The 25702-nt window shown below is 61.5% G+C and carries 16 protein-coding genes, 1 tRNA gene and 1 pseudogene; 8 read left to right on the forward strand and 10 right to left on the reverse strand.

Going from position 1 to position 25702, the window contains the following annotated elements; genetic code table 11:
• Positions 1-77 precede the first annotated feature (77 nt).
• The 3 genes from mfd to AC1DEK_RS01580 are packed head-to-tail and all read left to right on the forward strand — an operon-like array spanning position 78 to position 5543.
• On the forward strand, positions 78-3560 hold the full coding sequence (gene mfd, locus AC1DEK_RS01570; RefSeq protein WP_478123435.1) for a transcription-repair coupling factor: 3483 nt from the start codon (positions 78-80) through the stop codon (positions 3558-3560).
• Complete coding sequence (gene serB, locus AC1DEK_RS01575) at positions 3557-4267, forward strand: phosphoserine phosphatase SerB (RefSeq protein WP_478123436.1); 711 nt, start codon at positions 3557-3559, stop codon at positions 4265-4267. Before mfd ends, serB begins: the two co-directional genes overlap by 4 nt.
• A gap of 4 nt (positions 4268-4271) precedes the next feature.
• A complete protein-coding gene (locus AC1DEK_RS01580) occupies positions 4272-5543 on the forward strand; it encodes a cystathionine gamma-synthase family protein (protein WP_478123437.1) in 1272 nt (423 codons plus the stop codon).
• A 16-nt stretch (positions 5544-5559) separates the two neighbouring features.
• On the opposite strand, the gene AC1DEK_RS01585 is transcribed toward AC1DEK_RS01580, so the two are convergent.
• On the reverse strand, positions 5560-6711 hold the full coding sequence (locus tag AC1DEK_RS01585) for a serine hydrolase domain-containing protein (RefSeq protein ID WP_478123438.1): 1152 nt from the start codon (positions 6709-6711) through the stop codon (positions 5560-5562).
• A gap of 133 nt (positions 6712-6844) precedes the next feature.
• Here AC1DEK_RS01585 and blaOXA point away from each other — a divergent pair, with 133 nt between their 5' ends.
• Positions 6845-7654: a class D beta-lactamase gene (gene blaOXA / locus AC1DEK_RS01590; protein WP_478123439.1), complete on the forward strand. Its 810-nt coding sequence runs from the start codon at positions 6845-6847 to the stop codon at positions 7652-7654.
• Between the two features lie 40 nt (positions 7655-7694).
• On the opposite strand, the gene AC1DEK_RS01595 is transcribed toward blaOXA, so the two are convergent.
• Positions 7695-8882, reverse strand: a complete 1188-nt coding sequence (locus AC1DEK_RS01595; RefSeq protein ID WP_478123440.1) for an aminotransferase-like domain-containing protein — start codon at positions 8880-8882, stop codon at positions 7695-7697.
• Positions 8883-8977: 95 nt separating this feature from the next.
• Between AC1DEK_RS01595 and AC1DEK_RS01600 the strand changes: the two are divergent.
• Together AC1DEK_RS01600 and AC1DEK_RS01605 are read left to right on the forward strand one after the other, a co-directional pair.
• Positions 8978-9177: pseudogene (locus AC1DEK_RS01600) on the forward strand (transposase); the annotation flags it as partial.
• Positions 9178-9780: 603 nt separating this feature from the next.
• Positions 9781-9857: transfer RNA gene (locus tag AC1DEK_RS01605), tRNA-Asp, on the forward strand.
• A gap of 991 nt (positions 9858-10848) precedes the next feature.
• On the opposite strand, the gene AC1DEK_RS01610 is transcribed toward AC1DEK_RS01605, so the two are convergent.
• Positions 10849-11751 carry a D-alanyl-D-alanine carboxypeptidase family protein gene (locus tag AC1DEK_RS01610; RefSeq protein ID WP_478123973.1) on the reverse strand — a complete coding sequence of 301 codons (903 nt, stop codon included), beginning with the start codon at positions 11749-11751 and terminating at the stop codon, positions 10849-10851.
• Positions 11752-12228: 477 nt separating this feature from the next.
• On the opposite strand from AC1DEK_RS01610, the gene AC1DEK_RS01615 reads away from it, so the two are divergent.
• Complete coding sequence (locus AC1DEK_RS01615) at positions 12229-12795, forward strand: hypothetical protein (RefSeq protein ID WP_478123441.1); 567 nt, start codon at positions 12229-12231, stop codon at positions 12793-12795.
• 225 nt (positions 12796-13020) lie between these two features.
• On the opposite strand, the gene AC1DEK_RS01620 is transcribed toward AC1DEK_RS01615, so the two are convergent.
• The 7 genes from AC1DEK_RS01620 to AC1DEK_RS01650 all read right to left on the reverse strand — a co-directional run bounded on the left by AC1DEK_RS01620 (position 13021) and on the right by AC1DEK_RS01650 (position 25059).
• Entirely contained in the window at positions 13021-13977 is a 957-nt protein-coding gene (locus AC1DEK_RS01620) for a D-alanine--D-alanine ligase (RefSeq protein WP_478123442.1), read from the reverse strand.
• An 80-nt stretch (positions 13978-14057) separates the two neighbouring features.
• Positions 14058-15005, reverse strand: coding sequence for an alpha/beta hydrolase family protein (locus AC1DEK_RS01625; protein WP_478123443.1), 948 nt, complete (start codon positions 15003-15005; stop codon positions 14058-14060).
• Between the two features lie 393 nt (positions 15006-15398).
• A complete protein-coding gene (locus AC1DEK_RS01630; protein WP_478123444.1) occupies positions 15399-18494 on the reverse strand; it encodes a UDP-N-acetylmuramoyl-tripeptide--D-alanyl-D-alanine ligase in 3096 nt (1031 codons plus the stop codon).
• A 232-nt stretch (positions 18495-18726) separates the two neighbouring features.
• On the reverse strand, positions 18727-18954 hold the full coding sequence (locus tag AC1DEK_RS01635; protein ID WP_478123445.1) for a hypothetical protein: 228 nt from the start codon (positions 18952-18954) through the stop codon (positions 18727-18729).
• Positions 18955-19090: 136 nt separating this feature from the next.
• Complete coding sequence (locus tag AC1DEK_RS01640; RefSeq protein WP_478123446.1) at positions 19091-20113, reverse strand: OmpA family protein; 1023 nt, start codon at positions 20111-20113, stop codon at positions 19091-19093.
• A 114-nt stretch (positions 20114-20227) separates the two neighbouring features.
• Entirely contained in the window at positions 20228-22234 is a 2007-nt protein-coding gene (locus tag AC1DEK_RS01645; RefSeq protein WP_478123447.1) for an Ig-like domain-containing protein, read from the reverse strand.
• On the reverse strand, positions 22231-25059 hold the full coding sequence (locus tag AC1DEK_RS01650; RefSeq protein WP_478123448.1) for a hypothetical protein: 2829 nt from the start codon (positions 25057-25059) through the stop codon (positions 22231-22233). Before AC1DEK_RS01650 ends, AC1DEK_RS01645 begins: the two co-directional genes overlap by 4 nt.
• Here AC1DEK_RS01650 and AC1DEK_RS01655 point away from each other — a divergent pair.
• The gene (locus tag AC1DEK_RS01655) at positions 25046-25609 is read left to right on the forward strand and encodes a hypothetical protein (RefSeq protein WP_478123449.1); all 564 of its coding nucleotides are present in this window, start codon (positions 25046-25048) and stop codon (positions 25607-25609) included. The two genes, AC1DEK_RS01650 and AC1DEK_RS01655, sit on opposite strands and share 14 nt — an antisense overlap.
• Positions 25610-25702: the final 93 nt, after the last annotated feature.

Here is a 25702-nt window from a genome sequence, read left to right on the forward strand (position 1 = left end):
ACACCCCTCGCCGCCCGGCGCGGGGTGTTCTGCATTCCCCGGGCATTTTCAGGCTTCCCAGGCTCTCCAGGCACTTCATGGACCTCCCTCAACTCACGGCCGGCAAGCGTTTCACGCTGCCGCGCCCACCGCTGTCGGCCGATGCACTGTTGCTGGCGCAATTGGCTCAACGCGAAAAGTCTGCCGGCCGTGCAACCGCCGTGATCACCGCGGACGCGACCGATGCACAGCGCCTCATCGATGAGATCGCATTCTTTGCGCCCGACCTGCGCTGTGCGCTCTTTCCGGACTGGGAGACGCTCCCCTACGACGCCTTCTCGCCGCACCAGGATCTGATCAGCGAGCGTCTGGCAACCCTCTGGCGCATCAGCCAGAAAGAGGCCGACGTGGTGCTCGTCCCGGCGACCACGGCGCTCTACCGGCTCGCGCCGCCCGGGTTCCTCGCGGGCTACACCTTCCAGTTCAAGAGCGGTCAGAAGCTTGAAGAGGCGAAGCTCAAGGCCCAACTCACACTGGCTGGCTACAGCCACGTCACGCAAGTCGTGAGTCCCGGTGAATACGCAGTGCGCGGCGGGCTGATCGATCTGTTTCCCATGGGCTCCCCAGTGCCCTTCCGTGTCGACCTGTTCGATGACGAGATCGATTCGATCCGCACCTTCGACCCGGACACGCAGCGCAGCCTCTATCCGGTACCCGAAGTGCGCCTGTTGCCGGGCCGCGAGTTCCCGATGGACGACGATGCGCGCACGCGCTTTCGCAGCCGCTGGCGCGAACTTCTCGAAGGCGACCCCACCCGCAGCCGCATCTACAAGGACATGGGCAATGGCGTCGCGACGGCGGGCATCGAGTACTACCTGCCACTTTTCTTCGAAGAAACCGCGACCGTCTTCGATTACCTCGGCAGCGAAGCCACCGTCGTGCTGCACGGTGACCTCGAACCCGCTTTCCAGCATTTCTGGCAGGACACCGGCGAGCGCTACCGACTGGTGCGTGGTGATCCCGAACGGCCGGCGTTGCCGCCCGAAGCACTTTTCCTGAATGCCGAGCAGTTCTACCAGCGCGCCAAGCCCTACGCACAACTCGCCATCCGCGGCGATGTGGCGACCGAAGCGCCTTACGCCGAATTCGACGTGCTTCCGGCCTTTGCCGTGGTTCGCGGCGCGGACGACCCGCTTGTCAAGCTCAAGGAACACATCCGCGTCACGCCGCACCGCGTGCTTTTCATCGCCGAAAGCGACGGCCGGCGCGAAAGCCTGCTCGACTTCCTGCGCGCCAGTGGCGTCGGTCCGCCGGCCTTCGATTCGCTCGCCGAATTCGAGGCGTCGCCGGACGAGAAGATCGGCATCGCCACCGCCGCGCTGGTCTCCGGTTTTGCATGGCGTGAACAAGGCATCGACCTCGTCACCGAAACCGAACTCTTCGCCGCCGCGCCGACTACGCGCCGCCGCAACCGCAAACAGGAGCAAGTCAGCGATGTCGAGGCTCTGATCAAGGACCTGAGCGAGCTCGCCATCGGCGATCCAGTGGTCCATTCCGCTCACGGCATCGGGCGCTATCGCGGGCTGATCAACATGGATCTCGGCCAGGGCACGGGACCTGACGGCAAGCCCCTGATGCAGGAAATGCTGCATCTGGAATATGCCGACAAGGCCACGCTCTACGTCCCAGTGTCCCAACTGCATCTCATCAGCCGGTATACCGGCGTCAGCGCCGACGAGGCGCCCCTGCACAAGCTCGGCTCCGGCCAGTGGGAAAAGGCCAAGCGCAAGGCGGCGGAGCAAGTGCGCGATTCGGCTGCCGAGTTGTTGAACATCTACGCGCGCCGTGCCGCGCGTGAAGGCCACGCATTCCGCTTCTCCGCGGCCGACTATGAGGTCTTCGCCAACGATTTCGGATTCGACGAGACGGCCGACCAGAAGGCCGCCATTCACGCGGTCATCCAGGACATGATTTCGCCGCAGCCGATGGACCGCCTGGTTTGCGGCGACGTGGGGTTCGGCAAGACCGAAGTGGCGTTGCGCGCCGCATTCATCGCGATGACTGGCGGCAAGCAGGTCGCCTTCCTCGCGCCCACCACGCTCCTGGCTGAACAGCACTATCAGACACTGGTCGACCGTTTCGCGAAATGGCCAGTCAAGGTCGCCGAGATGAGCCGCTTCCGCTCGGCCAAGGAAATCACCGCCGCATCCAAGGGCCTCGCCGATGGCAGCATCGACATCGTGGTCGGCACGCACAAGCTGCTTTCGCAATCGGTCAAGTTCAAGAACCTGGGCCTGCTGATCATCGACGAGGAGCATCGCTTCGGGGTGCGCCACAAGGAAGCGATGAAGGCACTGCGCGCGGAAGTCGACGTGCTGACGCTCACCGCCACGCCGATCCCGCGCACGCTGGGCATGGCGCTCGAAGGCCTGCGCGACCTGAGCGTCATCGCCACCGCGCCGCAGCGGCGACTCGCGATCAAGACCTTCGTGCGCAATGAGGGCACGGGCGTGATCCGCGAAGCCGTGCTGCGCGAACTCAAGCGCGGCGGACAGGTCTACTTTCTGCACAACGAGGTCGAGACGATCCAGAACCGCCGCCAGAAGCTGGAAGAAATCCTGCCGGAAGCGCGCATCGCCGTGGCCCATGGCCAGATGCCCGAGCGCGAACTCGAGCGCGTGATGCGCGACTTCGTGGCCCAGCGCTACAACCTGCTGCTGTGCTCGACCATCATCGAGACCGGCATCGACGTGCCGAGCGCCAACACCATCGTGATGAGCCGCGCCGACAAATTCGGCCTGGCGCAGTTGCACCAATTGCGTGGCCGCGTTGGCCGCAGCCACCATCAGGCCTATGCCTATCTGATGGTGCCGGACATCGATGGTCTGACCAAGCAAGCGGCGCAGCGGCTCGACGCCATCCAGCAGATGGAAGAACTGGGATCGGGCTTCTATCTTGCGATGCACGACCTGGAGATTCGCGGCGCCGGCGAAGTTCTCGGCGAAAACCAGAGCGGCAACATGATGGAGATCGGCTTCCAGCTCTACAACGAGATGCTGTCCGAGGCCGTTCGCTCGCTCAAGGCCGGCAAGGAGCCCGATCTGCTGTCGCCGCTCAGCGTGACGACCGAGATCAACCTGCACGCACCCGCCCTTCTGCCCGACGACTACTGTGGTGACGTGCATCTGCGCCTGTCGTTCTACAAGAAGCTCGCGACGGCCAAGACGCCAGACCAGATCGACACGCTTCTGGAAGAAATCGTCGATCGCTTCGGCAAGCTGCCGCCGCAGGCACAGACATTGATCGACGTGCACCGACTGCGCGTGCTCGCGCGACCCTACGGCGTGACGAAGGTCGATGCGGCGCCTGGTGTGATCAACATCACCTTCAAGAAGGACCCGCCGATCGATTCGATGAACATCATCAACCTGATCCAGAAGAACAAGCACATCAAGCTCGCGGGCAACGAAAAGCTGCGCATCGAACGCGAGTTGAAGGAGCCCAAGGACCGCGCGCAGATGGTGCGCGACGTGCTTCGCAGCCTGGGCCAACCCAAAATACAGGAAGCCGCAACGGCATGAACGCCAAAGAACATTCGCCCGGGCTCGTCGTCCAGCGCTTCACGCCGCCGCTGGCGCTCGCCGATTTCAAGCTGATCGCGTTCGACATGGATTCGACGCTGATCAACATCGAGTGCATCGACGAGATTGCCGATGCGGTGGGCAAGAAGGCTGAGGTGGCCGCGATCACCGAGGCCACCATGCGTGGCGAGATCAAGGACTTCAAGGAAAGCCTGCGCCGCCGCGTGGCACTGCTGAAGGGCGTGCCCGTCGACGCGTTGCAGAGGGTCTATGACGAGCGGCTGCGACTGAACCCCGGCGCGGAGAAGCTCGTCTCGGCCTGCAAGGCGGCTGGCATGAAGGTGCTGCTGGTCTCTGGCGGCTTCACGTTCTTTGCCAATCGGGTGAAGGATCGACTGGACATCGACTTCGCGCGCTCGAACCTGCTGGACGAAGCCGAAGGCCGGCTCACCGGGCAGGTCGTGCAGCAATCGTGGGGCGACATCTGCGACGGAGCCGAGAAGCGGCGGACCTTGCTGGAAGTGGCGTCGCTGCTCGGCATTTCCCCCGGCGAAACGATTGCGGTCGGCGACGGCGCCAACGACTTGCCGATGATGGGCGAAGCCGGTCTCTCGGTGGCCTATCACGCCAAGCCGAAGGTGCGCGAACAAGCCATGGTCGCGATCAACGAGGGCGGTCTCGACCGTCTGCTCGAACTACTGAGGTGACACCATGACCCACCCCACCGAAGCCAGCGACAAGAATCCGCCGGCAGCCTCGGACATCTTGCATGCCGATCGGCGCTTTGGCACCGAGCACGGCAGCATTCACAAGCCGATTCATACGGCGGTGCAGTTCGGCTTCGACCGGGTGGAAGACCTCATCGGCGTGTTCCAGGGCACGCTCAAGGGCAGCTACAGCTATGCACGCCAGGGCACGCCGACCACGGCGGCGCTCGAAGCCAAGATCACGTTGCTCGAACAAGGCATCGGCACCGTCTGTTTTTCCACCGGCATGGCTGCCATCAGTGCGGTCTTTCTCACGCTGCTGCGGGCCGGCGATCACATGGTCTCGAGCCATTTCGTGTTCGGCAACACCAACAGCCTTTTCGGCACGCTGGGCGACCTGGGCGTCGGTGTCACCAAGGTCGATGCGGGCTCGGTGGACAACGTGCGCGCCGCGCTGCGGCCGGAAACGCGGCTGGTCTTTGTCGAAACCGTTGCCAATCCCGGCACGCAGATTCCGGACATCGAAGCGATCGGCGCGCTGTGCCGCGAACGTGGGCTGCTCTACGTCGTCGACAACACGATCACATCGCCTGCCCTCTTCCTGCCAAAGACAGTTGGCGCGGGGCTCGTCGTGAATTCTCTGACCAAGACCATCGGCGGACATGGCGCCGCACTGGGCGGAGCGGTGACCGACACGGGGCTTTTCGACTGGTCGGCGTACCCCAACATCTCGGCGAGCTATCGCAATCTCGATGCGCGTCAGCAGGGATTGCAGCAGCTTCGCAAGAAGGGGCTGCGCGACATGGGGGCATCGCTGTCGCCCGAGCAAGCCCACCGCATCAGCCTCGGCGCCGAAACCCTCGCGCTGCGCGTGGCACAGACCAGCGCGACCGCGTTGTCGCTCGCCCGCTTTCTGCAGACCCACCCGGCGGTCGGCGCTGTGCACTATCCGATGCTGGAAAGCCATCCGAAGCACGCGCTGGCACTGCGGCACTTCAAAGCGGGCTCTTGGCTGCTCGCATTCGAATTGCGCGAAGGCATCGACATGCTCGCGGCGCTTGACCGGCTCAGGCTTCCGATCAAGGCGACCGGACTGGGCGACAACCGCACGCTGGTGATTCCGGTTGCGCCGACGATCTACTGGGAAGCCGGAGCCAAGGTGCGCGCCGAGATGGGCATTGCCGATGGGCTCGTGCGCGTCTCCGTCGGGCTGGAATCCGCGGACGAACTGATCGCGGATTTCGATCGCGCTCTGGGTTCAGACATTCGCGCCTGACTGGCTGCGCCTTCGCTCAGGCTGCCGGCACGGCTGCACCCACTTGCTGATAGACCGCCATCTCGAAAGCGATGAGCGTCTCGACGACCGGCATGTCGAAGAAGGGAAGCACCTGGGTCATCAGCACGCCGCCGATCCCTTTCGAGCGGTCGATCCAGTAGTACGAATTGAAGACGCCCGCCCAGTCTCCGGTTCCTTTGCTGCGCATGCCCGGCAGGTCGGCCAGCGTGAGATGGAAGCCCAACCCCCAGGACTGCGGAACCGGAAGTGAAGGAACATCGTTCGACAAATCCGGCATCGCCGACTTGATCAGTGCGGGCAGTTGGATGTCGCCAAGGTGGTTTTGCAGCGCCAACTCCACGGTCGCTGGCTTGAGAATGCCGGCGCCGTCGTTCAGCCAGGCCTGCACGAAGCGGCCATAGTCCTGTACCGATCCGTAAGAGCCGTGGCCGGCGGCGTCCCACTCCGAGGTGGGCGGCAAGTCATAGGGTGACGGCACGAGCTTGCCGTCCGGCTGGCGCTGCATCACGCGGAGCAATCGAGCCCGCTGCTCGGTGCTGGGCTCGAAGGTCGAATCAGTCATTCCCAGCGGCCCATAGACGTGCTGCTGCAAATAGCTGCCGAGGCTCTGACCCGAAAGCTTTTCCACGATGAGCCCGAGCCAGTCGCTGTTGACGCCGTATTCCCACGCAGTGCCCGGGTCGTTGACCATTGGCACCGAGAGGCTGCGCTTGAGCCCCGACAGCGCGTTCGGCTCTCCCGTCAGCGAGTGGTACTGGACCAGCTTTTCATTGAGGAAGAAGTACCCGAGCCCGGCCGAGTGCGTCATGAGCTGACGCACAGTGGCTTTGGTGGCGGGCGGGCGCAGGCGCGGCTTGTCGCCGTCGAAGCCGTCCAGAACGGCCAACTCCCCGAACTCCGGCAGGATCGATTCGACCGCGGCGTCGAGGCTCAGCCGCCCCTGCTCCACAAGCTGCAGCGCGGCGGTGGTGGCAACCGCCTTGGTCATGGACGCATTGCGGAACAAGGTGTGCTCGGTGGCCTCGCCGGCCGCGTGATGGAACAGCTGACCGTTGCGGTCGACCACCACCGCCGCAATGCCATGCAGAGCGCCTTTCGATACAGAGCCATCCAGCAACGCCGCAATGGCCGAACCGTCGAATGCCATGATCATCTCCAGTTTGTTGAAGGGAAATCGCGCGCGGGACATTCTGCGCTCGAAGCGATTCGGGGCTTCATCCTTTTCACTGATGGGGGTCTTTGCAGATTCGGGCGCGCACTTGCTCTTTAGACTTGCCGCCATGAATCGCAGAAACATCGTGCTCTCCGCCCTCTCCGCCCTCACTGCAGGGTTTGCGCCATTCGCATTGGCCGCCCCGCAGTTTCAGGAAAAGACCGAATGGTCCCGCTTCTTCGCCGAGGCGAATGTTCAAGGCAGCATCGTCGTGCTCGACGCCCGCGGCAAGTCCCCGCAGGCCCTGGTCTACAACCCGGCGCGCGCCGAGCGGCGCTACTCGCCGGCGTCGACCTTCAAGATTCCGCACAGCCTGTTCGCGCTCGACGCCGGCCTGCTGAACGATGAATTCCAGGTCATCCCCTGGGACGGCGTAAAGCGATCGCAGCCTGCCTGGAACCAGGACCAGAACCTGCGCTCCGCGATCAGAAACTCGACGGTCTGGGTCTTCGAGCGCTTCGCCAAGGAACTTGGCGAAGAACGCGAGGTTGCCTACATGCGAAAGATCGGCTACGGCAATGCGGTTGCCACTGGCGACAAGCCGTTCTGGGTCGAAGGCGATCTCGCCATTTCATCCTTCGAGCAGATCGATTTCCTGCAGCGGCTTTACCGAAACCAGCTGCCCTTCAAGGTCGAGCACCAGAGGCTCGTGAAGGACGTGCTCGTCAATGAAGCGGGGCCGGACTGGATCCTACGGGGCAAGACCGGGTGGACCGGCAAGCTCGGCTGGTGGGTCGGCTGGGTCGAATGGCCGACCGGCCCCGTGTTCTTCGCCATGAACATGGACACTCCGAAGAGGCTCGCCGACCTTCCGAAGCGGCAGAGCATCACGCGAAGCGTTCTGCTCTCGATCGACGCGCTACCTAAAGCCCAGTAGGCGCATCAAGGCGCAGTAGGCCAGGACGGCGCGCCCGCTATCAGAGCGCCGCCCCAAGCCGCGCGACGCCTTCCTGAATCTTCTCGACGTTCGCGGTGGCAAAGCTCAGCCGCAGCGTTGCGAGGTCGGGCTTTTCCGCAAAGAAGGGAGCGCCCGGCACGAAGGCCACGAGCTTCTCGATGGCGCGCTTGGCGAGCACATTGGCGTCGGCGACCTTGCCATTGGCGCCGGTCAGGCGCGCCCAGAAGAACAATCCGCCACCGGGCTGCGTGAAGCTGATCGCATCGCCGAGCTCCTTCTGCAGCGCCGCCCCCATGGCCTGTGCACGCTCGGCGTACACCTTGCGCACATTAGCGAGCGTCGCCGGCATCCGGCCGCTTTTCAGATACTGCGCCGCCGTCGCCTGCGCGAACGTGCTGGTGTGCGCATCGCTGAACTGCTTGCACATCGTGGCCTTTGCCAGGAGTTCGGCCGGGCCAATCATCCAGCCAATGCGCAGACCCGGGCTCAGTACCTTGCTGAGACTGCCGCAGTGCACCACCAGCTCACGGCTGCCGGGCACGTCGCGGGTCAGCGACATGATCGAAGGCGGTGGTGCCTTGTCGAAATAGAGATCGCCGTAGGGGTCGTCCTCGACGATCAGCGTCTGGTGCTTCACCGCCATTTCCAGCACCTTCTTGCGCCGCTCCAGGCTCAGCATCGCGCCGCTTGGATTGCCGAAAGTCGGGATGAGGTAGACGAACTTCGGCTTGTGCTCGGCGATCAGCTTTTCGAGTTCATCGGTGCGCACGCCGTTGGCGTCGATGGGCGCGCTGATCAACTGCGCGCCATAGAGGCGAAAGCACTGGATGGTTGCCAGGAAAGTCGGGCCTTCGACGATGACCTTGTCGCCGGGGGAAATGAGCGTCTTGCCGAGCAGATCTAGCGCCTGCTGGCTGCCGGTGGTGACGATGAGACCGCTCGGGTCGACTTCAACGCCCTTGGTCTTCATGAAGGCGCTGAGTTGCGTGCGCAACGGCTCGTAGCCTTCGGTCGCGCCATATTGCAATGCACCGCCGGCCTCTTCGGCCAGGGCCCTGGAGCTGGCTTCCCTCAGCCCTTCGACATCGAACATCGCGCTGTCCGGAAAGCCGCCTGCAAAGCTGATGATGCCGGGCGTGCCGAGCAGCTTGAAGAGTTCGCGGATGGCGGAGGTTTCAACATTGTCGAGACGGGAAGCGAATTGCATGTCGGGGCCTTCTGTCGAAGAGTTGCAGGCGTCCATTGTCGCAGGGGGACTAGGATGGTCTGCAAACAAGCCCGGGCCTTGCGTGATCTGGAGCCATGAGTTCCAAACGCGTGAGGCGCCGGACGCAGCTCGGTCAGGGCTTGAATATGTCGACGAAGAAGACGCGCAAGCGCGAATCCTCGACGAGATGGATCGGGTGGCGCCCTGGCGCGCGTTGGTGCAGATCGTCGAGCCACTCAGCCCGAGGGCAAAGACTGGCCGCCCGCCGTTCGCCATCGAGACGATGCTTCGCATTGGGTCGCCGCCTTCAGCACCTTCTCGTGCACATTGACGTCACGGGCAGCCTGCGGCACGGCCACGCCCTCATTCCTCCACCAACATGGCTGCTTCACGCTTGAACTCTAGGCTGAATTGCCTTCTCGTTCGCGTGAACCACCTCCCGTTTCAAAGACACCTTAAAAAGGGGTCTTTGAAACCGGCAGCAGCCCACTCCGCCCGTCACGCCACGAGTTGGTGTGCCCGCGAAACATCTATCAGCTCAGCTCCATGAGGCTCGAGACGCTCACTCGCAGGAGGCCGATGACAGTGATACGGCGACCTCTTCTTTGTATCGATCAAGCTTACGTCACCGGCAACATGACAATGCCGCCACGCGATCACTTGGCGGCGCTCATCAGCGCGCCGAGCACGAGGCACTGACCCAACTCGTCGATATCCCGCGCGGCCGAACCCGAACCGGACCGATGTTGATCTCGATGCCGCCACTCGGCTTGCGCACTGGTCAGTGCTCGGATGTCGCTGTCATCTGCGCAGGTTCAATCAAATAAGCCCGCAACATACGGGACACGTGACAGACAAAGCGCAGACAGGCATACTCGCGTGGGTCGAGGGTTAGTCAGGAGTGGTAGTTCAGTTGGTTAGAATACCGGCCTGTCACGCCGGGGGTCGCGGGTTCGAGTCCCGTCCGCTCCGCCACATAGCTATGAAATACGGGCCTTTTCGGCCCGTTTTTCTTTTCTACCCGCCAACGCGCCGGCCATTCTTTGAATGGACCAAAAAGGGCTACTTCCGCGCTTGGGCGCCGCATACCGGGTCCTCCCGGGAGAGGCCGCGCACGGAGTGCTCTGGCCGCATGCACTCTCTGGTTCTGGCCGTGCCCTGGAGGAACGTAAGGACGAGGATGCGCGAGAAGTGCGGCATGAGAGCGAAGGGGCAGGACCAGATTGCCGCGCTCGAGCCCCATCAAGGCTGCGCATGCGATCCAAAAGCGGCAATGAGTCTGCCTCGCCTTCAACGAAAACGCGACGGCGTAGAGCACGGCAGCCAGGTACAGCATGCCGGCGAGCAGCGCGGTCGCGGTGTCGAGTGTGGTCTCGCTCATGGGGCGCTTTGCCTCGACGCCTTGCCGTCCCGGTCTGGCTCGGCGGCACCGCGCCCGGGTTTTGCCGGCACCAAATAGGCGCCGTGCAGGCGCTGCAACTTCAGCAGCAACGGCAGATGCTTGGGCACCCATTGGGGATATCCGCGCCTTCGGTGCGGCAGCGCGAGGGCGTATTGCGGTGCAGGCCGGTCATACGGCAGAAGTCGGAGACCCTCCGGCGCAGGGCGGCTAGCGCCGCGCCGAATTCGTCCAAGGTCATGGCGATTGCCCTCACGTGCGGAAATGGTAGATGAATTCCCGGATATGTGCGATTTGCAGCTTGTTAGGCACAGTATTTAATATGGCGCCGTTGTGTTAACCGTTGTTAGCGCTCTTCCGCACACATTCAGGAATATCCAACGCCAACAAGGACTTGGGCGCAGGGCTGGAAGTGCTCAAGAAATAGGCATCATCGCTCGACGGGAAGTCATCCACAATCCGTCAGGGCGCTTCGTCTTTCTTGGCCACCATGGGTCCTACGCAGCCAGCAGCGCAACCATTCGCACGCGCGCAGAAGGCTATTCCGTTCCGCGCAGAATGGAATTTTCAACGATTCCGATGACGGCGGACCACTGGCACTAGATTCGGCCAGTCGATGCCTTTTTCAGCCGCGTCGAGCACCGCACTTGCATCGGCGTAGCGGTCAGCATTTGTCGGCGCGCCGAAGGCGACGTAGTAATAACGATCGCCTTTCGGCGCCTTTACTTCGCAAAGTAGACTGCAACCCGAGGCGCGAGTGGTCCCCGTCTTACCCCAAGTCACGTTATGGCTGCTGTTTCGAATGAAGTTTGCCGAATGCGCAATAACGATTTTCCGTGCTTGAGGCCCCCCGACGGTCACTGACAGTTTTGCCTTCGACCATATCCGCGAGATTTCGGGGTGATTTTGGTCCGAGATTTCGCATAACAGCGCTAAGTCACGGGCGCTGGACAAGTTGTTTCCGCCGTCCAGGCCCGAGGGGTTGCCCCAACGGCTGTTCTTCATGCAAAGTGCCTTACTTACGGTGTTCATCTCGGCGACGAATCGCGCCAAGCCACTTCCCTTCTTCTCCTCCTGTTCAAGAATCATCGAGCCGATGGTCCGTGCCCACACGGAGGTAGTTACATTAGAAGACGGAAGTCCCATATTGGCAAGCGCGTCGTCCACATGAAGGATGTCCCCGGCCACGAGGTTGTTAGCTGAGCCCCCGGTGGCGTCCTCGGGGCGACACACTAGTTGGACGTCGAGAGCCTTCAGCCTCTTTAACCAGAGCAGCCCGGTATAGGCGGTCAGCAGCTTCGTCATAGATCCAGGCCGCAGAGCCTTGTCGGCGCCCTTGCCCCAAATCTCTACACCATCAAAGCCGTTAAAAGGCTTTGATCGGATTACAGCCGATGCGGATGTCAGCACGGGCTCTAGCCACGGGGAAAGCTCATCCCCGGGTGCATGACCGTCGCCCAAGCCTGCCACCGAAACGGTAGGCCCATACGGTGAGGTCTCGTGCTCTGTTACTTGTCTGAATTCAAGGTCCAACCTGGCCTACCAATTTATTCTAGAGATAGGGCGCGATTAAGCAGATCCCCTAGCGTTGCAAAAATACCTCCCATTACATTCCATATTTTTTCATAGATCAGAAATTTCTGTTTCAGACTTGTCCTAATTTTTTGGCAGCACGTGAGGCGCCGCCAGTTTGTTTTTGAGTTGATATGCTGCATTTGCTCAGTGAATGCTACAAATCTCTGAGTCACATCATTGTTTAATAAAAGGTAAAAGAAAGTTCTAATGAAACTTAGAAGAATTGCAATTCTTCCATCTCTGCTTTTTAGTGGACTGTTTTGGCTTCAAAATGCAAACGCGCAGGCGTCCTTAACAATAATACGAATTACCCGGTAGCAATATTCGGGTTTTTTACGCCTTCCGGTGAGAACGCATTGCCGGATCAACAGGATGTTCTTTCCGAATGAAATTCCCGACTATGTTGAGAACATGGCAAGACAGACGTATGCGATCAGAAAAGCATATAACCTGCTTGGTTTTCGTGATCCTCTTGAAAGTGCACGTTTTCGATCTGCCACGTACATAGATATTAATCTAGTGAACCAATCGCGTATGGTCGTAGCGCAGCCACTGCCTGCAAGCATGGAGGAAATGCAGTCGCGGGTTTTTTCTCAGAATTTTCCTTATGACTTCTGGAGCCGATTGGCGAGCTTTATGGACGAAGCTGATCGGAGCATGCAGCTTCCATACGACCTTAGATCTGCGACTTATACCGACGGCAGTGCAATATTCAAAGATGATCTTGTCCGTGGTCTTCCTTTCCTCAGCGTTGTTATGCAATCCTTGGATGCAGAAGACGGCATTGTGGCGAGTTTGAATGGTTGGCCGGAATACGATTGGAAGGGCAACCAGACGAGCGCCGTATTCAACACCCGAATTCTCAAGGTCATCCAGCGTGCTGTTCGCCGAAGCGGTGTTCGAAACAATGAAATAGACGCTTTTCTAGCGATTGAATAGGGGTACAGGGCAACGCAGCCCGTCCCGGGAACATGAGGCGCGCACACAGGCCTCCATGTCACTAAATCGGGGAGCGCTTGTCCTGCCTTGCCCCCTCCAGAACTTCGAGTTTCCGGGACGACACAGGTGCCCTCCGGCGCGTCGAAGTCCATTACGTTTCCATGCAGCGCGAGGCGGCGAAACAGCCGGACCTCCTGCCGGTGCAACCGGGTGACGAACGTCGCTTCAGCTATCGATCCTGTCATCCGTCAGCGTGAGTGACAATATCTTCAGGGCCAGTTCCCGGTAGCTGATGTCAACAGCGCGCGCCGCCTTCGGCAGCAGTGAGTGATCGGTCATTCCGGGCGCCGTATTCACTTCGAGGAAGTACGGATTGCCCGCACCGTCCAGCATGAAGTCGGCACGACCCCAGCCGCTGCAGCCGAGCACCTCAAACGCTCGGCGCGCGAGCACTTTAAGGCGCATCTCCTCCTGCGAGGCCAGTCCGCACGGAATCAGGTATTGCGTCGTGTCGTGGATGTACTTCGCGTCGTAGTCGTAGAACTCGCCCGCCGGCACGATCAGAATGACCGGCAGATCGAGATCACCCACAATGCACACGGTGTATTCACCACCGTCTTCAATGCTCTTCTCGACCAGCACGATCGTGTCGAACCTTGCCGCCTGCGCGATCGCCGCGGGCAGCGCCCCGGCCACTTTCACCTTGATCACCGCGACGCTCGAGCCTTCGCTCGCCGGCTTCACAAAAAGCGGCAGGCCGAGTTGCGCGACGATTGCCTGCGCGCGCGCATCGTAATCGTCACCGCGCATCACAGCCTCGAACGGCGGCGTCGGAATGCCCAACTGCTGCCATACGAGTTTCGCGCGGAACTTGTCGAGCCCGAGTGCCGAACCGAGCACCCCGGTGCCTGTGTAGCGAATCCCATAGAAATCGAGCGCGCCCTGAATCTGGCCGTTTTCGCCGTAGCCGCCGTGCAACGCGTTGAACGCGCGAGCAAAGCCCTCGTCCTTCAGCGCCGACAGCGCCCGCGCAGACGGATCGAAGGGGTGTGCGTCGACACCCGCGTCGCGCAAACGCTGTAGCACGAGACGGCCAGAATTGAGCGACACTTCACGCTCAGCGGACACGCCGCCTAGTAGCACCGCCACCTTGCCGAATCGTTTTGGATCGATGCTGTCCATTTCGCCCCCTGTTTCTGCGCGAGGCGCTCCCCGCGCAAGCCCACGATCAGCGCGCTCACCCCATTGCGGGACAACGCTCCTCATTGTGACAACGCCTGACCATGCTCCGCCGCCGGGTGTAGCTTATCGCGGCTTACAACTTGCGGCAGATCAAGTTCAGCAAGCGCCATGCGGATGTCCTCCGCTGATTTGCCCTGGGCAAAGAGCGCTGCGGCGCGTTTCGCGTGTCCGGCGAGCAGGTGACGTTGCGGCCCGGGCGCATAGGCGTAGATGTGATGCGGCTTGAGGCCGAGGGCACGCAGGCGGCGGACGTAATAAAGCTGACTGTAAAAGGGAACAATACGATCCTCTGGATCCGATATCACGTAGATTTCCGGCAGCGGATCCCGGCGAATGCGCCAGATTTCGTCGACGGGATCGTAATAGCTCTGGGCGTCGTAAAGTAGTCGGCCAGGGATTTCACGCCTAAATTCCCAATACGCGGTAACCTGCTTCATGGAAACTAGGCCGGACGAAAGCACCGATGCCGCGATGTCCCGACGCCTGTTCAGGAGCGCCGCGACGATCTGGCCACCACCGGAATGTCCGATCAGGATGAATGACGCGATGTTGTAGCGCACCTTGAGCAGGTCCAGTGCGCGGTCCATCAGTTCGATCTCGCGATGTGTACGCCACTTGTTATGGTCGCCAGAGGAGCCATAGATACCCGGGCGCGCAAGATAGAGCGCGGGGTGGCCGGCATCAGCGGACCAGTCAGCCATATCCTTCTCAATCTTCATGGGCGAAAAGGACTGGTAGGAGGATGTAATGTGCCTGACACCCTTCGTGGTTCTCAGCATGACATCGCCGCTGAAATATACAAGGACAGTGGCATTTTCGCCGCCGGACAGTCCATGCTCGTAGTACCGGATGCAATCCCCCTTACCACTGACCTCCACCCAGAGGCTGTCGAGCACCCGTGCACACTGTTCTGGTGAACTGAAGGAACCATTCAGAGCCTGCGCGGCATCGAAAGGCTCATTTCCCACGGGGATATTGAGCTCTGCAGGCCGTGGAGCCTCAAACGGCCCCAGCCTCGGCCGCCCCCCTAGACTCGGCTCGATGACGCCAAAAACGCCAAAGGCAACGAACAGGAACCGCCGGAACCTCCAGTGCAGAAGGTGCGACAAACGCCGACAGTATCGGACAAGCGATTGCATGAATAAGGGTCCGTCAGGTTGTCTAAAAAAGAAATGACCAATGATGTGCAAGCGCGCGGGCGGCACGCGCTCCTACGCCCGACACGGTTCGTGCGTTCCACTCCCCTGCCGCGCGCGGACTGCCCTCTGAGGCGCGACCATCATGGGAAACGGGCTGACCTCTCCGAGTCATTCAGCGCGCCGGACAGGTATATTGTTTGCCGGGATGTCAAGGTGGCCTGCTTACGCACACGCCTTCATCCACGCCACGATGTGATGTATGCCCGTACTGTTCGATCCCTTGAGCAGCACCACATCCCTGTCGACGAGTTCGTCGTCAAGTGCGCCCTTCAACTCGTCGAGAGAATTCGTGTAGCGTCCACGGCGCGCGACCGGTAGCAGTTCCCAGAAGTCGGCATAGAGTTTGCCCATGACATAGACGCGATCGACCGCACAACGCTCGACGACAGCAGCGAGTTCGGCATGAAACAGCGGCGCCTGCGGGCCGAGTTCCGCCATCTCGCCCAGCACAGCGACCCGTCTGGGGGCATCCTTAATATCCCTCAAATGTTCCAAAGCGGCCTGCATCGAACCGGGATTGGCGTTGTAAGCATGGTCAACGACAGTCAGGTGTCGTCCGCGGAGCGTCAACTCAATCTCCTCTCCCCTGCCAGGCAGGGCAGCAAAGTTTGCGATTCGTTCGAGCGCGGGCTCGAGAGGATAGTTGAGCGCCGAGATGGCGGCGAGAACGGCCAGGCTGTTCAGCGCCATGTGCAAGCCTGCGGTCCCGATCGGGTAGGTGATATCGCGCCCCCTGATACGGGCAACAACCCGCTGCCCGGACGCGTCATGGTCGACGAGCTGAAATTCGCACCCGGCGCTCGTGCCATAGGCAAAGATTCTCAGATCTCGTCCCACGGCCTCTTGGCGGACGGTCTCCCATTCCAGCATGTCGCGATTGAGCACCGCGACACTTCCCGCAGACATGCCCTCGAAGATCATGCTCTTGGTCCGGGCAATATCGGTGACTGTGCTGCTTTTGCCGAGGTGGGCAGGCTGAATGTTGGTAAAAATGCCTATGTCCGGGCGGGCAATGGCCGCGCTCTTCCGCATGTTGCCGACGGCAACTTCCAGGACGACGTGCCGGGCGTCCCAGGGGACTGATGCAAGATTCCAGCTCACGCCATGTGGGAGGTTGGCGTTGAACGCACTCGCTGCGGTCTCGCCGTAAGCATTGAGGGCGTCCGCCAGCATGGCCACGAGCGTTGTCTTGCCGGCGCTCCCCGTCACCGCCAGGACGGTGCCGCTCATCTGCCGGCGTGCGTAGGCCCCCATCGCAAGAATGGCTTCACCCGTATCGGCGACATGCAGCACCGGCACATCCTCAAGTTGGGCCTGCGCATCAGGATGGCTCGTGATGACACCCGCGGGCCGCGTCTTCAGTTGTCGGATGACGGAAACAGGGATCCCCCGGTCTGCCTCACCGACCCGGGCGACCACGACGTTTCCGGCCTGCATGGCCGGCGCGTAAATGCACAGGCCGCTCGCCGTCCACCCCGCTGGCGGCGGCGTAAGCCACGTCCCCTGGGTGGCCGCCTGGATCCCGGCGGCGCTCCATTCCCGCGCGGGCGTGGAGGATGAGGAAGGCCGCTGCGCGTCCAGATATTTCAGATAGGCGACCAAACCGGACAGATAGTGCTCGACGTCGTCAATGCGGACCCGGAAAGCGTGATGACGGATGAAGAAGCTCCCGGTGATCCTGCCCGGATTGGCAAAGTACATGGCGAGTTCTGGCCAGAAATAGCCGTCCAGCAGGCGCTGTGCCCGCGTATGCAGTGCATGGAAGAATTTATCCAGATCGAGCCCGGCGAGCAGGTGCCCCAGCCCGGGCTGCTGCTGCATGCGGCTGATCATCTGCTCGGCCGCCATCATCAATTCAAGCAGGGTCGGAAACGTCGTGACCCTCTCGATCACGAAATCGAGATAGCTGGCGAAATTCTGGATCCCGAATCTGTAATACGCTTCCAGCGGCCGGTGACGGGTGAGTTCGTTCACGCAGTAGCTGAGCCAGTGGTCATGCGCTTTCCAGTGTTTCGCCTCGATGAAATGGTCGAACGCCTTTTCCACCGCGGCGAGCCACCTCGCATCGCCAGTCAGGCCGTAAAGGCGCATCAGGCCGAAGGCCGCTTCGCCGTCGTAGTAGATGATCCGGAACGGCTGTTTGACCGACAGGTCCGGATAGTTCAGCACATGGATGAACTTGCCGGTGCCCGCATCCTGCATGAAGAGCACGCCTGTCGCGAGTTGTTCGAGCAGCGCCAGATATTCGCCTGAGCCGGTCAGCTGGCTGTATTTGACCAGCGCCAGCAGGCACACTCCGTTTCCGCCCAGTTTGATTTCGGTCTGCCCTTCGACCAGAAACGCAGCCCGGGCGCCGCCGGGCAACTCCATCGGTCGGATGAGATCGTTCACGAGATAATGCAGCGCTGCATCGATGGCTGTCTTGAGTTCACTGTCCCGGGTCACCTCCCAGGCTTCGAGCATCGAATAGACCGAACTTGCATGGCGCAGGCTGTTGTAGGCGCCGATGGGCCGATCGAAGCAGGGATGCCAGCCATAGTGGAAGCGCCCGCCTGGCTGCACCTGGCTGGCCAGATAGCGGCTGCCAGATGCAACGAGCGCCCGGACGTCTGCCGGCTGGAGAGAGGCGATGATGCGGCGTCCGGCATTCAGACCCGTCCCGTGCAGGAGGTGGACTTCCTGCGACTGCCGGCTTGCAAACGCCCCGCGGGCCGAGAACACATAAACATCCCGCCCGCCCTCGAAATCCACGCTGGCAAGCTGATGTCGGCTGGCGGCATATCGTTCGAAGTTCTTCGTGTTCACCATGGCATGCGCCTGGGCCGGGCCACCATAGAGCATGGCACTGGCATTCAGTTCGGTCTCCAGGAAGGCCTGCCTGAAATCGCTGTCCAGCGACAGGCCGCAACGAAAATAATTGCGTTTGGTCTGTGCCAGGCGGTCCCGCAGCGCGTCCCAAGTCATGGCCTCAACGCTATCGACCCAGTCCACCCGAAGCCACTGGACGGCCATTCCGGTGGCGCCGGCAGCCTGCATCGCCTGCGCCATGCCGGCGTCCCAGGCCAGGGCAAATGTCGGCGCCGTTGCGCTCACGACATCGGCCCGCCGCTGCCCATCACTCCATGAAAAGAACAGGACAAAGGACGGCCACGGCGCCGCCAGGGGCTGGACTTTAGGTTCAACGACGCAGCGCATTCGCGCGAACAGTGCAGGGAAGTCTGTGGGGTTGGGATGCGCGTGCTCAGAAGGGGTAGTCACTATGGGTTACTCCTGGGTAGGGACAGACAACACGCCTGCGGCCCGATACTTGGCGATGATGCTTTGTCTGACAGCGGCAATGAAATTTGACCGGACACGATGCCTCATTGGCGCTCACCTGTCGAGCGCTTGCGAGATGTTCATCGGCGGCCTCGCTGGTCACTTACATCAGCCCGGCCAGGCTTGAGGGAGCAAGCCTTATTGACAGGTTGCCGGCCCAGCGAGCCGGACATCATCTATTGCCCGGCCCCCTTCGATCAGTTGTGTGTATCGACGGTATCGGCGCTTCACAAGTAGCCGCGAGCGCTCGTTGCCACTGCTCGATAAACTCATGTTTGCGCGACGGGGCCGCAAAGACAAACTCATTGAGTCCCCTGTTAAAGAATTCCTGATCCTTGTCGCGCAACGCCGCATAGGCGAGCAGTACCTTGATTGCAGGGGTGGCTGTTTGTTTGGTCATCGCGACACTCCGTGTTTGGACCGTCACCGTTTACCGGAGGCGCGCGGTGAAAGGCGGGGTCAAGGGTACAGTGGGTACGGCGACCTTCCCGATCCAGGAAGGTCGCTCGCCAAAGGCCAGCGCCCGCGTCCCGTTATCAGGCTGGACGGGAAAGATTCACGCGCACCACCACGCGGCGGTTGGGTGCGTTGCAGGCAATCTTCTGCTGCATCGTGCCGCTGCACTCTGTGACCAGCGGATTGGAGTTGCCCGCGCTTTCCGCTGTGATCTTTGACGACGGAATACCATGCTCGATTAGCATCCGGCGAACCGTCATCGCACGCTGCTCGCCAAGTTTCTGCGCCGCTGCGTCCGGGCCGATGGGGTCCGCGTGGCCGATCACCGTGACTGCTTCCAACGAGGCGTTCTCCGCGAGAATCTGCTCAGCAAGGTGCGAAATTTCCGCTCGGCCCTTGGCAGTCATGTCGCGAGTGCCAGCCTTGCCGAAGGCGAACAGCGTGTCGCCCTTGAGCGTGTACTCTCTCGCCGTGGCAGGTTGTGCCGCCGCAGTAGCCTGTACCACGGGGACTGAGGGATAGTCACACGCCTGAACTGCCGATGCACGGGAAAGCACGTGCATTTGGGCGCGCATGCCCTGCAACTGGGCTTCGGCTTCGTTGCGCGGCACCACCACCGGTGCGCCATTGCTGTCAATCGGCCCGACCTTTACGAAGTAGGTCATGCCGCCCTTCAGTTCAGCACGCGATCCACCAGCGTTCTTGCCCTTGTACAGCGGCGCATCGTGGGTGTACGCACCCAGCGTGTGTTGGCCCGGCTTGACGCAGAAGACGCTGTAGCCGTTGGGCAGCAACGCGGTCTGCAATTCGCCATCAAGGTAGACGTGAGCGGCGGCCGAACGGCCTGCCCCTGCGGATGCTTCACGGTAGTAGATGATCTGCGCCTGCTGAGGGCCGACCTGTCCGACCGGCGCGTAGCTCTGGCCGAAAACCTTCCCAGGCTGCGTACCGGCACGGACCGTCGGCGTGGTGTCGGATGCGCCTGCCTGAGTGACCGGCGGTTGCGGATTAGAGAAAGTCTGTTGTGCGATGGCGGGCAAGGTACCCGCCGTCACGAGCAATGCGCCTGCGAGCGCACGCATCAGGGTTTGATTGGAAGTCATGATTGGTTCAAAAGCGGTCCCCCGGGGCAGCGCAATGCTGCTCAGAGAGCCTGATTAAATGATTGGTGATTCCGGGTCCGCGACGCAGGTCATGCGTCGCGGACCATCCGGAGATCAGTGGTTGTTCAGCGTTGTCTCGACGCCGTGCTGCACCAGCAGTTCGGCATTCAGACCCGAGTGGTAGAAGACGTCATACTGGATGCCATCCACAGTCGTGTTGTCAGACTGTTGCGTCCAGTCGCCGTTGTCCTCTCCCTCAGGCAGCAGATCAGACAGCGCGACCTTGTCGCCCGCATCGCCCTTGACCATCACTTGCGTGCGGCCGTCAGCAATGAACAGGTCCTGGCTGCCATGCTCGAGCACATCGCCCAGCGACAACTTAAGCGTGTTGCCGCCCGTGCCGGTGATATCGAACACTTCGACCGAGGACAGTTTCACTTCAACGTTCGCCAGATCCAGCACCAAGTCTGAACCTGTCAGCGTCAACACGTCCACACCACTTTCAGTATGAACATCACCGTCCATACCGGTCGAATACTCAGTGCCCTGAAGATCAAGCGCTGTATCCGGGCCCTCAGTCGAGGTCACGTCTACTGACTGATCGTCACTGTCGAGTGCCGAATCGGAATCGCTTGGCTTCTGATCGTCGACGCCACTGTCAGCAGGGACATCTGCATCTGCCGTTGCACCTGCATCAGACGAATCCTCGACGTCCTGAATCTCGAAAACCGCGACCTCGTCCGTCAGGACATCAGACACGCCGATTTCGGGCTGGTATTCAGCAGTGTAGTAAGAACTACCCGTTATATCGAAGCCGGGAGATGCGTTGTCGAACACAATGTCCAGTCTTAGCAACGTGTAGCCTTCCGGCAAGGTCATTTCAATATGATTTGCACCTTTAGCATCCAAATTAAAGGAAGTTAATAGCCGTGAATTCCCGTAGGCTCCATTCGTTTCGGTGACAACGACCCTCACAACATAGTTGTATTGCGGATCGATCCGATCGAAATCAACCGAAAAGGCAGTCGGTCGATTATCCGAGGTTCCAAGTTTGTAATAGAGCTGTGACGTCGGGTCCTGTCCCGGAGCTTGGGAATGCGTGCCTATACGCATTACGCCATTCACCATCTTTACATCATGACGATCACCAGCGTTGTAGAAGTTGTGAGCTAGCCCAACGACGTTTGAGTTACTGAAATCCAACTCGTAGTGTCCGGGCAGCAAGAACGAGAACCCGAATTGCCCGCTCGGTTCACTGGTGCCCACTGCGTTCGTCGCCACAGCCGTCAGGTTATGTTTCCCTTCGGCCAGCGGCGTGTCCGGCGTGAAGCTCCAGTTGCCATTGTCATCAGCCTTCACGTGCCCCAGCACCTGACCGCCATCGAAAATCGTCACCGTGCTGCCCGACTCCGCTGTACCACGGACTTCCAGCTTTGCATCATCCGTCGTCGCGCCCTCAGCAATCGGGCCCGTCGCCGTGCCTTGATCGTCAATCACTGCGCTGATCACCGGCGCGTCTGGCTTCTTCGTGTCCACGATCACAGTCCACGAATCCGACGGCTTGCTTTCGTTACCCGCCTGATCACGCTCGACCACCGTGAACTCGTGCYTGCCTTCGCCCAGCGGCGTATCAGGCGTGAAGCTCCAGTTGCCGTCCTCGTCGACCTTCGTCTCGCCAACGGGCGTGCCGTTGTCGATCACGACGATCGTGTCGCCCGGCTCGCCCTTGCCCACCAGCGTCGGTGTCGTGTCGTCCGTGCTCTCGCCATTGCCCACCGGACCCTGAATCGGGCCCATGTTGTCAGTCACTTCGCCAACGACTGGCTGGCCAGGCGGGGTTGTGTCCACGATCACCACGTGCGGACCCGACGGCTTGCTTTCGTTGCCCGCCTCATCACGCTCGACCACCGTGAACTCGTGCCTGCCTTCGYCCAGCGGCGTATCAGGCGTGAAGCTCCAGTTGCCGTCCTCGTCGACCTTCGTCTCGCCAACGGGCGTGCCGTTGTCGATCACGACGATCGTGTCGCCCGGCTCGCCCTTGCCCACCAGCGTCGGTGTCGTGTCGTCCGTGCTCTCGCCACTGCCCACCGGACCCTGAATCGGGCCCACGTTGTCAGTCACTTCGCCAACGACTGGCTGGCCCGGTGCTTCAACATCGGCGTCCGCATCGGCATCGGCATCGGCATCCGCGTCTGAGTCGGCGTCGGCATCGGCGTCGGCATCGGCATCGGCATCGGCGTCAGCGTCAGCGTCAGCGTCTGCATCGGCATCTGCGTCTGCGTCTGCGTCTGCGTCTGCGTCTGCGTCCGCATCGGCATCCGAGTCAGCGTCTGCATCAGCATCAGCATCCGAGTCGGCATCGGCATCGGCATCCGCATCCGCATCCGCATCCGCATCCGAGTCAGCGTCTGCATCGGCATCGGCGTCTGCGTCCGCATCGGCGTCAGCGTCAGCATCAGCATCAGCGTCCGAGTCAGCATCGGCGTCTGCGTCTGCGTCTGCGTCTGCGTCTGCGTCTGCGTCTGCGTCAGCGTCAGCGTCTGCATCGGCGTCAGCATCAGCATCAGCATCAGCATCAGCATCAGCATCAGCATCAGCATCCGAGTCGGCATCAGCATCGGCGTCAGCATCCGAGTCAGCGTCTGCATCGGCGTCTGAGTCGGCGTCAGCGTCCGAGTCAGCATCCGAGTCGGCATCCGCATCCGAGTCAGCATCCGAGTCAGCGTCCGCATCCGAGTCGGCATCGGCATCCGCATCGGCGTCAGCATCCGAGTCAGCGTCTGCGTCTGCATCGGCATCGGCATCGGCATCGGCGTCTGAGTCTGAGTCGGCGTCTGCGTCTGCGTCTGCGTCTGCGTCTGCGTCTGCGTCAGCGTCCGAGTCAGCGTCTGCATCAGCATCAGCATCAGCATCAGCATCAGCATCCGAGTCGGCATCCGCATCCGAGTCAGCATCCGCATCGGCGTCAGCATCCGAGTCAGCGTCCGCATCCGAGTCGGCATCGGCATCGGCATCGGCATCAGCGTCTGCGTCCGCATCGGCGTCCGAGTCGGCATCGGCATCGGCATCGGCATCGGCATCGGCGTCTGAGTCGGCGTCGGCGTCTGCGTCTGCGTCTGCGTCTGCGTCCGAGTCAGCGTCTGCATCAGCATCAGCATCAGCATCAGCATCAGCATCAGCATCAGCATCAGCATCAGCATCCGAGTCGGCATCCGCATCCGAGTCAGCATCCGCATCGGCGTCAGCATCCGCATCCGAGTCGGCATCGGCATCGGCATCGGCATCAGCGTCTGCGTCCGCATCGGCGTCCGAGTCGGCATCAGCATCAGCATCAGCATCAGCATCAGCATCAGCATCAGCATCGGCATCAGCGTCCGAGTCGGCATCGGCGTCCGCGTCAGCATCCGCGTCTGCATCAGCATCAGCATCCGAGTCGGCGTCAGCATCCGAGTCAGCGTCCGCATCCGAGTCGGCATCGGCATCGGCATCGGCATCAGCGTCCGAGTCGGCATCGGCATCGGCGTCTGCGTCAGCGTCAGCGTCCGCATCGGCGTCAGCATCCGAGTCAGCGTCTGCATCAGCATCCGAGTCAGCGTCCGCATCCGAGTCGGCATCGGCATCGGCATCGGCATCAGCGTCCGAGTCGGCATCGGCATCGGCGTCCGCATCAGCATCCGCATCGGCGTCAGCATCCGAGTCAGCGTCTGCATCGGCATCGGCATCGGCATCGGCATCGGCGTCTGAGTCGGCGTCGGCGTCTGCGTCTGCGTCTGCGTCCGAGTCAGCGTCTGCATCAGCATCAGCATCAGCATCCGAGTCGGCATCAGCATCCGAGTCGGCATCCGCATCCGAGTCGGCATCCGCATCCGAGTCGGCATCCGCATCCGAGTCAGCATCCGCATCGGCGTCAGCATCCGAGTCAGCGTCCGCATCCGAGTCGGCATCGGCATCGGCATCAGCGTCTGCGTCCGCATCGGCGTCCGAGTCGGCATCGGCATCGGCGTCCGCGTCCGAGTCAGCGTCCGCATCGGCGTCGGCATCGGCATCCGCATCCGCGTCTGAATCGGCGTCGGCATCCGCATCCGCATCCGCGTCTGAATCGGCGTCGGCATCCGCATCCGCATCTGCATCGGCATCTGCATCAGCGTCTGAATCAGCATCGGCGTCAGCATCAGCGTCAGCGTCAGCGTCCGAGTCAGCATCGGCGTCCGCGTCTGCGTCTGCATCGGCGTCTGCATCCGAGTCAGCGTCTGCATCGGCATCAGCGTCCGAGTCGGCATCGGCGTCCGCGTCCGAGTCAGCGTCCGCATCGGCGTCGGCGTCGGCGTCCGCATCCGAGTCGGCATCAGCATCGGCGTCTGCATCCGAGTCAGCGTCTGCATCCGAGTCAGCATCGGCATCGGCATCAGCGTCTGAATCAGCATCGGCGTCAGCATCAGCATCAGCATCAGCATCCGAGTCAGCATCGGCGTCCGCGTCTGCATCCGAGTCAGCATCAGCGTCTGAATCAGCGTCAGCGTCAGCATCCGAGTCAGCGTCAGCGTCCGAGTCGGCATCGGCGTCCGCGTCCGAGTCGGCATCGGCGTCCGCGTCCGAGTCAGCATCGGCGTCCGCGTCTGCGTCTGCGTCTGCATCGGCGTCTGCATCCGAGTCAGCATCGGCATCGGCATCGGCATCGGCATCTGAATCAGCATCAGCATCAGCATCAGCATCAGCATCAGCGTCCGAGTCAGCGTCTGCGTCTGCGTCGGCGTCTGCATCCGAGTCAGCATCGGCATCGGCATCGGCATCAGCGTCCGAGTCAGCGTCTGCATCGGCATCGGCGTCAGCGTCCGCATCCGCATCCGCATCTGCATCCGCGTCGGCGTCTGCATCGGCATCAGCGTCCGAGTCGGCATCCGCATCCGAGTCGGAATCCGCATCCGAGTCCCAGTGGTCAACCGCACCCGATGGCGCCTTTTCATCCAGGACAGGGATAGCGATCCCTGGGCCGCCACCATTGCCACCGCTGGCGGTAAGCCCTGCACCGAGCGCCGCCAACGCACCCAGCCCGACGAGGCCGAGGCCCGCCAGACCAACACCAGGTGCCGCAATAAGGCCGGCGCCAAAGCCATTCAGTTGCTCTGCGCCCAGAACCAGAGGCGAATCCGCGCCCTCCGCAAGGAAAGCCGCTTCGTGGTCATGCTCGCCGTCTGCGGCAACATATTCGTGGTACGAGCCGTCTTCACCCAGGCCAACCAGCTCGCCTTCATTGCCGTAGAAGTCTTCGATGATCAATTGCGGCTGGTCGAGCTCAGTCCCTTCCAGGCTGACCAGAAGGTTCTTGCCGGAACGGCGCACGGTAATGTTTTCCGGAGCGTGGCCGGTATTGGCCTGAGCCAGAATGAATTTGCCACCTTTGATGGCGGCAATACGAACCGGGGCGCCTTGCGCGGAACCGCGCAATTCGACCGTTTGTTTGATGGTGCTACCGTCAACGACGGCCAGCTTCACTGAATTCGAACTCACAGATGATCCTTTTTAGAGTGCATGTGCCGGCGAGTTTTGCCAGCGTATGGATAGAAATTGGTAAGAAATGGGTATGAAAAC

The sequence above is a fragment of the Variovorax sp. 10N420 genome, assembly GCF_056394705.1.